Below are 12,565 nucleotides of genomic sequence, written 5' to 3'. Positions count from 1 at the left end.
TGGAAGCCGAGCGCCTGACCTGGAATTCAAAGACTACCTGCGGGCGCTGACGGATTTTTCCTTCATTGCGCAACTGTGAGGCGGTTTCCACTTTCTCTGCGGACTGCTCCGACCGTTACCAACGCGTCCAGCTGTGAACGGAGCGATTGACCACGGGTACTGACCCTCGCATAGCCGACTATGTTCATGGATACTTCAAAAACCCTCCCATCGCCCTTTTAACCTGTTTTCTTTTCGGCGACCAGTTTGACTGAGAACAGGAGTGCATTTTCGATGTGGTTTTCGACGATGAGTGGCGGTGTTTTCGCAGCGCTTTTTGTCGGTGCTTGCCATCGTGCCTCGAAGCCCTGCGAAAAGGATTACCGAGAGACCGCACCCGTGAGAGGACCCCGCTCAAGGCCGGATGTGGCCGCCTGGCCCGGCTTGCGGGTGCGCTAAGGCGAGGACGAAGCACCCAGCCTTGTTGCTCAGTACCGGCCAGGGGTAGGAGAGAGTCAGCGTTTGGAACCTACTTCCTTACTAGCAACAATATGTGGCGTGCGACCACAGGAGGGGCATGGCGGTCGCACCCCAGCGTTGCCACCAGAACTCGAGCATGTAGGGCGACTGCACGTGGTTCTGCACCTGCTCCGGAAGAAGCCCCTCCGGCGTCGGCGCCGCCTCGATCCAGTCGAGCATGCGTCCAGCGGTCGCGTGGTCTCCGGAGGCGACGGCGACCCAACCGTAAGTCGCGGCGAGAAGGATCCACTCGCTGCCACCGTAGAAGGTATCGCCGAGGTAGCGGCGTACGCCGCCATCTGGGACGAGGAGTTCGTCGCGGATACGGCTGAGAGTGTTCTGGAAGAGCGGGTTGTCGACCGCGACCAGTTTGAACGGAACGGCCAGCCAGAGGAGCGAACCGTCGACACGGGTGTCACCGGGGAACCGGATGAAGGCGCCGCCAAGTACGTGCTCGGGGCCGGTAATGCGCTGAAGGAGCTGGACGGCGTAGCGTTGCGCAGCCTCGTCCTGGAGCAGGGCGCCGATGTCACGGAGACCGGCAGCGACTGCAGCGAGACTGGAGGTATGCACGTTGCCGGGATGTTCTTCCCAGCAGTCCGAAGCATGGTGTATCGCCGGCGACGAGAAGGTATCCGACCACGAGCTCATAAGCTTCACGCAGGACATCGTCTAATTCGCCCCCACGGGTGAGGTGATCGGCCAGTGCCCAGAGCCAGAAGCCGTAGCAATCCGTCTGGAAGTTCGGCCACTCCTCTTCCGACTCGCCCTGCGGTTCTTCCCGGCCATCGAGTGTAAACCGTGCGGGCAGCATCGACCGCCCGATTACGCTGCCGTTCCGGACGGCGTCCATCGCCTCGACGAATCGGTGGCGGTGCGGAAGCAGGGTCGCCGCGACCCAGTGGTGCCAACGCGCCGCCGCTTTTGTTTGCCCGGCCCGCTGCAGCGCGTAGGCGCACCAGGAGCCATTTCTCGGCCAGCCGTACTGGTAGACGTCGTGGACCGTGCTCGCCGGAATGGCGCCTGAAGCGGTCTGTGCTGAGAGGAGAAGCTCGATGAAACCGGCCGTGGTACGTTTGGGACGCGGATCACCAAGCGGGCAGACGAGACGCCACTTAGCGATCAAAACGGCGCGCGATTCAGCGCTACGATCCACACACTATGCGCGGCTAAGCAGCGGGGTAGCTAAAACAGCGACCTGGACACAGAAGGGTCGGTTATTGACGTACCCCGAATCAACATCCGGGCACCAAAAAAGCGTATCCCAAAACGGTCGTTATTGACCTGCTGTGAATCAGGCTCCAAGCTGCTATGTGTGGATTTGATCGCTATGCGTCGGCTTTTTTCGGTTGCTCCGTGTCGCGACAGCGCCCGACAGGGCGCGGGAAAATCTGGCAACTTAGTTATAACGCCTTCGCTGTGGCGGCCTGATACGGGTTGAAGACTACGTCTCCACTCGTCGGGTGCCGCCCGACGCATGGCAAATTGCATCTGGGCCGTCTCGTAACGCAGTCGGGAGGCATAGCCTCCCGACTGCGTTCGATGCGGTTATTTTCTTGTCCCTAGTTCGAGACGGCGGGAACGGCGGCAACATGCATAGCATCGCACCGCTGTTTTCGTGCTGGATCAGTCATTGTGCCTAAGCGGGAACCAGGATTTCCTGCTTTTGCTCTGTGAGGGGATCGAGTTGTTCGATGCCCTCGGGCTTGATTAAGAGGACGCGGGCGGTGGAGATGTCGTAGAACAGTCCGGTGACGTGGACACGTCCTGTAGCGAGTGCCGGGCCCAGGAGGGGGTGGTTTTCGAGTTTCCGCATTTGCGCGGCGACGTTGACCATGCTGAGTTGGTCCAGCTGGCAGTAGCCGGCCGCGGCGGCGGATTTAGCCACCGGATGGCCAGTGATGAGGTCGTCGTAGCTGCTCCTGGCATGGTCGATCCACACGTCCAGGGCCGAGCGGTCGGTCCTTTCCGATCCGTCAGGATCCGCCAGCACGGCTTTCATCGCGCCGCAGTTTGAATGCCCGCAGATGACGATGGAGATGATGGATAGATTCTGGACTGCGAAGGACAGGGCGGATTCGATCGAGGGGTCCTGGTTGTCGGCGCAGACGACGTTTCCGATGTTCCGGAGCGTGAGCAGGTCTCCCGGGCCGCTGCTGGTGATCAGGTTGGGATTGACCCGGGAATCCACGCACGTCAGGAACAGCGTGTCGGGGTTCTGGGTTTCTGCCAGGTCCTCTACAAGGGGAAGGACAAGCTCGGCGTGACGGCGATGGTACTTGTCGATCCCGAGCAGGAGCGACTGGACCGGTTCCGGGTGGTTTTCGTTCCCCGGGATGGGTGGATGTGCTTCGGTGTCCTGCCATGCCTTACGAGGCGCGAGGGGGAAGGCGCGGGGCTGTTCTTTTTTTGGCGGGGTGGATGCGGCATCGCTGAATGCGGTGTTTCCGTGCTCTTCGAAATGGACGCTGCCTCCGGTGCTGATGTGCTGCTTCCGCCATGCATTCATGGTTTCGAAGACCGAGTGGTCGAGGAAGTCGATGTGCAGTTCCACGATTACGTCCGTCCCGGTCGGGACCGAGTTCAGGACGCGGGTCAGCCTGGGCAGGGAGAGAAAGCTGCAGGAGCCTTCGATAACCACCCGCCACCGTGTGGACCCTTCTGCCCCTGCCTGCTCTGCACGCATGGACGGGCGCATGACGCGCCAGAGCATGATGGCCGATGCCAGGGCGAGGCCGATGAACACTCCCTCGAGAAGGTTCAGGAAGACAACGCAGAGCAGTGTGATGCCGTAGGCCAGGCCGTCCCCGGTCTTCAATGCGATCCGAATATCCGCCGGTTTGACGAGGCGTGCTCCGATGACGATGAGCAGGCCTGCCAGCACGGCCTTGGGAATGGTCTGGAGCATCGCTGCGAACAGAACGGAGAACACCAGGATCCAGATGCCGTGCAGGACGGCGGACTTCCGGGTCTGGGCGCCGGCTTCAACGTTGGTGGCGCTGCGCACGATGACGCCCGTGACAGGCAGTCCGCCCAGGAGTCCGGAGAGCGTGTTGGCGCTGCCCTGTCCGATGAGTTCGCGGTCAAAGTTCGTGCGCGGTCCGGTGTGCATTTTATCGACGGCAACTGCGGAGAGCAGCGATTCGATGCTGGCGACCATGGCCACGGTGATGATGCCGATCAGGACGGCGTCCCAATTGCCTGAGGGCAGCTGCGGCAGTGAAACGGCCTCGAAGATCGATCCGCTGAAGCTGATCCGCTCGACGTTTGAGGCGAAGAGGACCGAGAGGAGTGTGGCGGCGATGACTGCGACCAGGGCGGCGGGGATTTTCTGTATGGCTGCGGGGAGGCGCTTCCAGGCCACCATGATGACGATGACCAGTCCGCCCAGGAGCAGGGCCTGAACGTTGAGGGAGGCCAGCGTCGCCGGAATGTGTTCGATGTTGTCCAGGGCGGATTTGCCGGATTCTGCTCCGAGCAGGACGTGCAGCTGCTGGAGGACGATGGTGACGCCGATGCCGGCCAGCATGGCGTGGACGACGATCGGGGAAATGGCCAGCGCGGCACGTCCGATCCGGCTTATGCCCAGCAGGATTTGCACCAGTCCGGCGGCGAGTGTGATGAAACAGGTGAGCTGCCAGCCGAATTGTTCGATCAGGCCGGCGACGACCACCGTCAGACCGGCGGCCGGGCCGCTGACCTGAAGTGTTGAACCGCCGAGGCTGCCGGCAACGATACCGCCCACCGCGGCGGCGATGAGCCCGGCCATGACGGGGGCGCCGGAGGCTGCAGCGATACCGAGGGAAAGAGGAAGCGCGACCAGGAAAACGACAAGCGATGCCGGCAGGTCCGCGCGGATTCCGTGGAACAGCGGGCGGCGGACAGGTACCTTGTGTGGGGTGTGGGTCGGTTTTGAATCCGGCCCTGGGAGCGTTTGTTGACGTGCAATGGGCATGGGTGTCCTCGGATAGCGTCATTGGGGGCGGGCCCATCGTAAGCTTGCTGATCATGCCTCAACAGGGGGACTTGGTTAACCGGCCTTGCACAGTAGATGGACGTTCGGCAACGTACAACCCACGCCGTCCCCCGGCTACGATCGCACCACCTCTGGCTGCCCGCCATAAAAAAGGGACGGGGCAGGCAAACGGCGCTGCCGGAACGGTCATCTGCTGTCCTTGCGAGCAGAGTTGATGCGGGAGGGGACTTCTAGCGACGTTGGTGGTTTATTCGTGGGTTGCCGGGGTACGTTCGGGGTGATGTCAGTGCTTGCCCTTGAGAAGCAGGGAGCTGGACGTGGTTAATCTCAAGATCGAAGTGCTTTTTGGAATTCGTGTAATGGTGTCAGCGGCCCGGCATCGAATGTGAGCGCGGCTTTGGCGGGGAACACGGGCGGGGACAGGGCTGCCTGCGGGCAGTTGGAAATGCTCGTAATCAGGATCGCGGACGGTGATCACGGCGCTTTTGAGGAGCTGTATGCCCGTACTGCGCGGCGGCTTTTCGGCCTTGCTACGAGGGTTGCCCAGCGGCCGGAGCTGGCTGAGGAGATTGTGCAGGACGTCTATGTGGGACGACTCCTGGGATTCCTGGCCGCGAGTATTTCAGGTGTGGGCATCGGCAAAGTCATTTGATCAGGCCCGCGGCACTGTCCTGGCTTGGTTGTTTACGCTGACGCACCGCAGAGCGGTTGACGTTGTTCGTCGTGAACGCAGCTGTCTGGAGCGCGATTCACGGTACCACCGGGAAAAATTGGCGCTTGGGGGGAGTTCCGTCGAAGAGATCACCCTGCGGAAATTAGGGGATGAGACGCTTGCGTCTGCCTTATCCGCGGTGAGTTTTGCCCAGGCCGAGGCGATTTCCCTGGCGTACTTTGGCGGGCGGACCTACCCGGAAGTGGCTGGAATCCTGCAGCTGAGCGTCCCGGCGGTTAAGTCCCGCATCCGGGACGGTTTCCGAGCCCTGCGTCAGGTGCTTGGCCCTGCCGGCGACGGTTGAACGTCGCGTTGGAAAGTTTCAGCTGCCCGGTCGAGCCGATTCGATGATTCTTTTCGCCCGCCGCCTTTGAGGGCGTGAACGCTCAGCTGCAGCATGGATGCTGCATATGGACCCATGACGCGGAGCAAGCACGTGATGACACCGGGGGTCTCTGTGAAACCCCCGGTGCCATCGATGGCTCAGTGAGCCGTACCCAGTTTGGCTGAGACTTGCTAGGTATTACTGTCCTTCAAAGCTGCTCTGGACAGCGGTTGCTGCGTTCAGGTCCGCGCCGAGGCCAAGGCCGAGGTCGGTGCCGAAGGAGCCGTTGTCAGCACCGGTGGTGCCGTTGGTGGTGCTGGTGGACTGGACAGCGGTTGCTGCGTTCAGGTCCGCGCCCAGGCCAAGGCCCAGGTCGGTGCCGAAGGAGCCGTTGTCAGTACCGGTGGTGCCGTCGGACTCAATAGCGGTTGCTGCGTTCAGGTCCGCGCCCAGGCCAAGGCCGAGGTCGGTGCCGAAGGAGCCGTTGTCAGAACCGTTGGTGCCGTTGGTGGTGCTGGTGGACTGGACAGCGGTTGCTGCGTCCACGCCGGCGCCCAGGCCAAGGCCCAGGTCGGTGCCAAAGGAACCGTTGTCAGAACCGTTGGTGCCGTTGGTGATGCTGGTGGACTGGACAGCGGTTGCTGCGTCCACGCCGGCGCCCAGGCCAAGGCCCAGGTCGGTGCCAAAGGAACCGTTGTCAGAACCGTTGGTGCCGTTGGACTGAAGAGCGGTGGAAGTGCTCAGGCCGGCGCCCAGGCCAAGACCGAGGTCGGTGCCGAAGGAACCGTTGTCAGAACCATTGGTGCCGTTGGACTGGACAGCGGTTGCTGCGTTCAGGTCCGCGCCCAGGCCAAGGCCTAGGTCGGTGCCAAAGGAGCCGTTGTCAGAACCGTTGGTGCCGTTGGTGGTGCTGGTGGACTGGACAGCGGTTGCTGCGTTCAGATCCGCGCCCAGGCCAAGGCCCAGGTCGGTGCCGAAGGAGCCGTTGTCAGTACCGGTGGTGCCGTCGGACTCAATAGCGGTTGCTGCGTTCAGGTCGGCGCCGAGGCCAAGGCCTAGGTCGGTGCCAAAGGAGCCGTTGTCAGAACCGGTGGTGCCGTTGGTGGTGCTGGTGGACTGGACAGCGGTTGCTGCGTTCAGGTCCGCGCCGAGGCCAAGGCCCAGGTCGGTGCCGAAGGAGCCGTTGTCAGTGCCGGTGGTGCCGTTGGTGGTGCTGGTGGACTGGACAGCGGTTGCTGCGTTCAGGTCGGCGCCGAGGCCAAGGCCGAGGTCGGTGTCGAAGGAGCCGTTGTCAGCACCGTTGGTGCCGTTGGTGGTGCTGGTGGACTGGACAGCGGTTGCTGCGTTCAGGTCCGCGCCCAGGCCAAGGCCCAGGTCGGTGCCAAAGGAACCGTTGTCAGAACCGTTGGTGCCGTTGGACTGAAGAGCGGTGGAAGTGCTCAGGCCGGCGCCCAGGTTCAGGTTGGTGGTGTTTTCAGTGTCTGCTGATGCTGCTCCGGCTCCCAGGACAAGGAGGCTGCCGGCAAAGGCGGCAGAGCAAAGGCTGGTGCGTAGAAATGACTTCATGTCTGGTTTTTCCTCACATTGAATGATGATTCTTTTCCCCGGTCAGGACATGACCGGGTATGCCTGCGTGTGCCGCGCCTGTAGTGGCGTGGCGGCGGGCGTCATCAGTCGGGTGAGTACCCTGGATCTCGGTCTGGTGCACCGGGCAGCGCGAAGCCGAATGGTGAGCCGTCCCCCAGGGATCCGGTGGGGAGAATGAAGCGGTGGGGAAGATCAGCGGCCTGTTGGCCGGAACCTGCAGAACCGTTCCCGGTGCTTTGCGTGTTGCCACCGGCGCCTGACGTCAGAGGAACCGGCAGGTTGGCACGGTTATCCGGCATAGGGAACTGGAACGGGTCGGAGGTTGGCAGTTGCTGAACACCATGAGGGGCACGAACTGCCGTGCCGGCAAGCCGCACAGCATTGGACGTTCCAGCCGCCGATTCGGCCGGCCCGGAGCTAACACCGACGACGGCAGTCGATGAATCTGTTGCCGCATCGGTGGGAGCCAGAGCCGCTGCAGTCCCGGTGGAGGGACCGTTGTTACCTCCTGCAGGCTGCGTCACGACCGGGTTGGTAAGACCATCCGGCGCCGGGCCCGTCAGTCCAGGACCGGACACATCCACAGCAGAAACGACGGAGGTAGTGACAGCGTCAACAACGGGGATAACAGAACCAACAACGTCAACGACCCCGCCTACCGGGACCGCTACCGCGTGCAAAACAGGAGTCACGGGAGCTGCCACCACGCCAACAACGGAAGTGACAGGGGCTGCCACCGCGTTCACAACGGGAGCCACAGGGGCTGCCACCGCGTTCACAACGGGAGCCACAGGGGCTGCCACCGCGTTCACAACGGAAGTGACGGGTGCTGCTACGGCGATCACAATGGGAGCTGCGGGAGCCGTTATGGGGGTAAGGGTTTGGGTTGCCGGCGCGCTTACCGTTCCTGGAACAGGGGCCGCTGGGACAGCTGTTTCCTGTGCAAACTCCGGAACAACAGCGGCCGCTGCACCGGTGGGAACCGCCGCTGAAATTACAGGCGGTGAAGGAAGGGAAAGAGATAAGCCAAGCCCGGATCCCTGGTCGCTGCCAGCCTTATCCGAGCCTGCCGCACGGGCCTCGCCTGCACCTAGCGCAAGCCAGAAAACCGCTAACAGGCTTCCGAGCAGCAGCAGGCGCAGAGCAGAGAAAGGGGTAGCAGCTTCGCGTTCCATTCCCACCTCCGTTCTGCTTGCGCTTCATACGGCCACCTGCCACGCTAGCGGCTCCTGCGGGGGCCCTGTCAACCACGCACGTGGCCAACCGCGATCAGGCCTACCTCTCATTCGACACAGCAACACAAATGGATGGGCCGATCCTCAAACAACTCAAAACCCGGTACTTTCCGTCATCTTGGTGATGAAAGTTATGAGGGTTATAGACCGCAGGGATGTGCACACGGGGAGCGGGAATGCAGTATTCGATTAGTGGAGACTGGTCACCCGGCCTGCCGCTTCCTTACGGCTCCGCCGCCCCTGAGTCCGTTCGAGCGGGCGGTCCTTATACAGGGTGCTTACTCGGATCCCGGGTGTTTTTCGGCTTCACCTCTAGAGCGGTCCCCGGGGTGTACGTCATCAGCCGTACTCGCGGGATTGACAAGCTGCTCTGCAATGCCGTACCCCGGCGCATTCAACCTACTAGGGAAGTGGGCAGTGCCGGGCAGTACCGTACAACCTGGCCGGAATTATCGCCGAGGTCCTGCGTTTTGCCGCCTGCCCCGGAGCGTTCTACTGTGTCCCACAAACACGGCACAGGGTTATCGCCGAGTGACACACGTCAGGAGGAAATTGAAAATTTGATTGTAAGCATCCCGCGTGGCGCCGACGATGCATCCGCCGCAGCGGCAACCAGTGTTCAGACCCTTGTCCCAATTCCACCCACGATCGTCCTGACCAAGCCCCGCATCGTTGAGCATAACGCCCACTCCGCCCGGCCGGAACAAGAAGTGCACAAAGTTTATCCTCGACCTCGCAGCCCTCTCTGCGACCCATCCAGCACCAAACAGAGTAAACGAATAAAAACAACAATTTTCACTCATAGCGGTCCTGCAATGACGCTCCCGTGATAGGGAATACAGCGGTGGAAAACAAACAGTGCGCCACCGCGGCCAGCACTAGAAGCGGGCCGTTGTTCTCATCGGTCCTTCTTCGTCCTATCCCCCGAAGCAGGGAAGACAGGAGGAGGTGAGGGGTGCGGCACACCAAAAAGGGGCAGGGGCGTCAAACCAGGCCGGGTTGGCTTGCAAGGATGTAGTCAACGGCGGCGGGGCCGGTCATTCGCAGTCCGGGCCGGAGGTAGCGGCCGGGGGCGCCTTTCCGTTCGTTGACAACGCCCATCTTTGACATCGCTGCCCAAAATGATGTGCACGGCGCTGGCTGCTGCCGGTTAAGGAAACACCAGCTCAGATACAGCCCATACAGTGCGTCCTCGGTGACCCTGTGGTCACCCGAAGTGTCAGCGGCAATGCAGTCCTGAACGAATGACGTGTAGTCCAAAGTTTCCATGTGGATCGTTTCCTGCTTCCTGTCGCTTAGACCTGCTTGGTACACCTGCAGCGGCCTTCATAAGCGGCCGCAAAATGTTAGTCCTTACGCCCGGGCGCCTGCGAGGGGCGTGGGGGTCGGGACGGCGCCGCCGTGGGCGCAGATCAGGGCTGAGGCCATGTGTTTAGCCAGCACGGCTGCTTCCTGATCGCCTTCAACCGCAGAGATGATGGAGCCCTTGGTGAGGATGTGGCAGGACCGGGCAAACTCGTCCGCCCGGTCAAGGCCTGCCTCCTCCGCCAAGGCCTTGATAAACACCCTCACTTGGGCCAAGTAGCCTGCAGAGGCTTCGCCCAAAGGGTGGTTGACCCCCATTTCGAGCATGGTGCTCACAAAAGCGCAAGCCTGGAAATCAGGCTGGCGGAACCACCCGTCCAAAACATCGAAAATGGCCAGCAGTCGTCCTTGTGGGCTCTCAGCGCGACGGCTCGTTTCGGCGATAATCCCTTCCAGGGTTTGGTCCTGGTGGCAACGCCCTAGGAATTCAAGGACCAGATCGTCCTTGGAAGCAAAATGCCCGTAGAACGTTGCCTTTGCCACTTCCGCCCGGGAGATCAGCTCAGCTATGCCGACATCGCGGATGCCACGCTCCGCGAACAACTCACACGCTGCAGCAATAATGCGCTGCCGCGCCCCAGCAGGAGCACGCCCAGAAAGGGCAGGATCAGCAACTGTTTCAGCTACAGGACCTTGAATGTGGTTTATCACGGGAACATCCTACATGCCCATACAGACCGGTCAGTACGGACACGGGAGGAAAAGACTCCGCCAGTGCATGTCTTGAAAACGTAAAGCTTTTTGAGACACTGTTCGGGGCGTCCGGAGGAGCCAGCTGCGGACTTGGAAAACCGGGCTGGCCGATGTCCCGGAAACACGTCTCACCGAAAATCGTCTCAGCATAGCCTCGTGACGGACTTTTAGAGTCAGAATGGCCTGATGAGGCAATTGGGCTACACACGGGTGAGTACTGCAAACCAGGATGCCCAGCTGCAGCTCGACGCTCTGCTCTCCGTCGGCGTGCAAAAGCGCGACGTCTTCGCCGACGTAACCTCCGGGAGTAAGACGGCGATCGAACGGCCCGGGATGAAGAGGCTCCTCGAGTACGCCGAGGAGGGCGACACCGTCGTCGTGTGGCGGGTCGATCGGCTGGGCCGGTCATTGATCGACGTGCTGAACACCGTGAACCTGCTGAGAGAACGCGGCGTCCAAGTCCGATCAATCTCAGACGGTATCGACCCGGCGACCTCGACAGGCCGGTTGATGCTGAACATGCTCGCCACCTTGGCCGAATATGAGCGCGAGCTGATCGTCGAGCGGGTCAATGCCGGCATCGCCGCCGCCAGACAGAACGGAACACGCTTTGGCCGGCCACTGACGGATCCGCTTGTCATTGCGGACAAGCTGGCGATCGCGCAGGACGCCCGGGCGAAGGGACGCACCGCGGAAGACGCCGCCCGTCTCGTTAGCTGGAGCCGTGCCACTCTTTACCGCCACCAGCAAGCCCTCGCCGCCCGCGAGAGCACCAGAACGTAGGTCTCCCTGGACGGCGATAAGCGCTGGAAAGTCCTTCGACTTCACGTCGAGGACCAGATCCCGCTTGCCGCCCTCGCCCGTGAAACCGGGATCAGCACCCGCACGCTTCAACGTTGGCTCCGGCTCTACCGGGCTGGTGGTGCGAGTGCTCTCGACTTCGGACCGCGCGCCGATGCCGGCACGCGGCGAACAGACCCAGGAATCGTTAGGTTTATCGAGGGACTTGCATTGACGAAGCCCCGCCCAAGCATGGCAACGCTGCACCGACTTACGGCGGCCGAAGCTGGCAGACGAGGCGCACCGGCGCCGAGTTACTCCCTCGTCCGCGGAATCGTCCAGGCACTGGACCCCGCCCTGGTGACCCTGGCTCTCGAAGGTCCCGCATCGTATAGGGACCGGCATGAACTTGTCCTTCGCCGCAGGGCCGAGCGTCCAAACCACATCTGGCAAGCGGACCACACCCAACTCGACATCCTCATCAAGGGCGCCAACGGCAAGCCAGACCGGCCCTGGCTGACGACAGTGATGGACGATTACTCCCGGGCGCTCTGCGGCTACACGGTCTTCACCGGTGCACCATCAGCACTGAACACAGCCCTGGCCCTCCGGCAGGCGATCTGGCGCAAGAGCGACCCCAGCTGGGCAATGTGCGGGCTGCCCGACATCCTGCACGTGGATCACGGCTCCGACTTCACGAGCCATCACCTTGAACACACTGCTGTCGAGCTGCACGTCCGCATCATCCACTCGACGATCGGCCGTCCCCAGGGCAGAGGCAAGATCGAGCGGTTCTTCGGGACCATCAACACCGAAGTTCTCTCCACGCTCCCCGGGCATCTGGGACCGGGGAGCAGGAAGCCACAGCCCGCGCTCGATCTCCCGGGACTTGATCGCGCAACCGGCGGTTTCGTCGCCGCCTACAACGATCGGCCCCACAGCGAACTTGGTGTCTCACCACGGGATGCTTGGGTCGCGGACGGTTGGCTTCCCCGGATGCCCGAATCCCTGGAGGACCTCGACGGACTTCTCCTGACCGTTCCAAAGAACCGGACCGTGCAGCGCGACGGCATCCACTTTCAAGGCCAGCGCTACCTCTCGCCGACGCTGGCGCCCTTCGTTGGGCAAACTGTCACCATCCGCTACGACCCGCGGGACGTATCCGAGATCCGGGTCTATGACCGCGACACCTTTATCTGCGTCGCCATTGACGAAGATCACCCCAACCTGCGTTTGAGCCTGCGTGACATCGAGGTCGCACGCAGAGCGCGCCGGAGGGAACTGCGGCGCACCATCAACGACCGCATTCCATCAGTTACCAGCCGTGAAGAACCCCACGTCACTGAACCAGTACGGCGCCGGCGCCGGCTGCGCACCTACGAAGAGGACTAATG

Annotated in this window: 9 protein-coding genes; 4 read left to right on the top strand and 5 right to left on the bottom strand. The window is 62.1% G+C overall.

Translation table 11 applies throughout. The features are described 5' to 3' along the window. Window positions 1–519: 519 nt before the first annotated feature. The 3 genes from ACLH0K_RS02220 to ACLH0K_RS02210 form a co-directional block, all read right to left on the bottom strand. On the bottom strand, window positions 520–1,071 hold the full coding sequence (locus tag ACLH0K_RS02220; protein ID WP_411375247.1) for a hypothetical protein: 552 nt from the start codon (window positions 1,069–1,071) through the stop codon (window positions 520–522). Beyond that, window positions 1,028–1,654, bottom strand: coding sequence for a glycoside hydrolase family 15 protein (locus ACLH0K_RS02215; protein ID WP_411375246.1), 627 nt, complete (start codon window positions 1,652–1,654; stop codon window positions 1,028–1,030). Before ACLH0K_RS02215 ends, ACLH0K_RS02220 begins: the two co-directional genes overlap by 44 nt. A gap of 483 nt (window positions 1,655–2,137) precedes the next feature. Then, on the bottom strand, window positions 2,138–4,453 hold the full coding sequence (locus ACLH0K_RS02210; RefSeq protein ID WP_411375245.1) for a SulP family inorganic anion transporter: 2,316 nt from the start codon (window positions 4,451–4,453) through the stop codon (window positions 2,138–2,140). A 406-nt stretch (window positions 4,454–4,859) separates the two neighbouring features. On the opposite strand from ACLH0K_RS02210, the gene ACLH0K_RS02205 reads away from it, so the two are divergent. Together ACLH0K_RS02205 and ACLH0K_RS02200 are read left to right on the top strand one after the other, a co-directional pair. Continuing rightward, window positions 4,860–5,126 carry a hypothetical protein gene (locus ACLH0K_RS02205; RefSeq protein WP_411375244.1) on the top strand — a complete coding sequence of 89 codons (267 nt, stop codon included), beginning with the start codon at window positions 4,860–4,862 and terminating at the stop codon, window positions 5,124–5,126. A gap of 199 nt (window positions 5,127–5,325) precedes the next feature. Next, window positions 5,326–5,490, top strand: coding sequence for a sigma factor-like helix-turn-helix DNA-binding protein (locus tag ACLH0K_RS02200; RefSeq protein WP_411375243.1), 165 nt, complete (start codon window positions 5,326–5,328; stop codon window positions 5,488–5,490). 219 nt (window positions 5,491–5,709) lie between these two features. Here the strand turns inward: ACLH0K_RS02200 and ACLH0K_RS02195 are convergent, their stop codons facing one another. Together ACLH0K_RS02195 and ACLH0K_RS02190 are read right to left on the bottom strand one after the other, a co-directional pair. Next, a complete protein-coding gene (locus ACLH0K_RS02195; RefSeq protein ID WP_411375241.1) occupies window positions 5,710–7,077 on the bottom strand; it encodes a beta strand repeat-containing protein in 1,368 nt (455 codons plus the stop codon). A 2,609-nt stretch (window positions 7,078–9,686) separates the two neighbouring features. Continuing rightward, the gene (locus tag ACLH0K_RS02190) at window positions 9,687–10,349 is read right to left on the bottom strand and encodes a TetR/AcrR family transcriptional regulator (RefSeq protein ID WP_411375240.1); all 663 of its coding nucleotides are present in this window, start codon (window positions 10,347–10,349) and stop codon (window positions 9,687–9,689) included. A gap of 228 nt (window positions 10,350–10,577) precedes the next feature. Between ACLH0K_RS02190 and ACLH0K_RS02185 the strand changes: the two genes are divergently transcribed. Next, window positions 10,578–11,174: a recombinase family protein gene (locus ACLH0K_RS02185; protein ID WP_411375239.1), complete on the top strand. Its 597-nt coding sequence runs from the start codon at window positions 10,578–10,580 to the stop codon at window positions 11,172–11,174. Between the two features lie 6 nt (window positions 11,175–11,180). Further along, a complete protein-coding gene (locus tag ACLH0K_RS02180) occupies window positions 11,181–12,563 on the top strand; it encodes a Mu transposase C-terminal domain-containing protein (RefSeq protein WP_411376537.1) in 1,383 nt (460 codons plus the stop codon). Window positions 12,564–12,565 lie beyond the last annotated feature (2 nt).

It is taken from the genome of Arthrobacter sp. MPF02 (assembly GCF_046605375.1).
Classification (GTDB): Bacteria; Actinomycetota; Actinomycetes; order Actinomycetales; family Micrococcaceae; genus Arthrobacter.
This window is presented reverse-complemented; position numbering and strand designations above follow the sequence as displayed.

Bases quoted from the DNA above. Each gene is read 5' to 3' on its own strand.
- ACLH0K_RS02210 (WP_411375245.1), bottom strand. From the start codon at position 4,453: ATGCCCATTGCACGTCAACAAACGCTCCCAGGGCCGGATTCAAAACCG.
- ACLH0K_RS02195 (WP_411375241.1), bottom strand. From the start codon at position 7,077: ATGAAGTCATTTCTACGCACCAGCCTTTGCTCTGCCGCCTTTGCCGGC.
- ACLH0K_RS02185 (WP_411375239.1), top strand. From the start codon at position 10,578: ATGAGGCAATTGGGCTACACACGGGTGAGTACTGCAAACCAGGATGCC.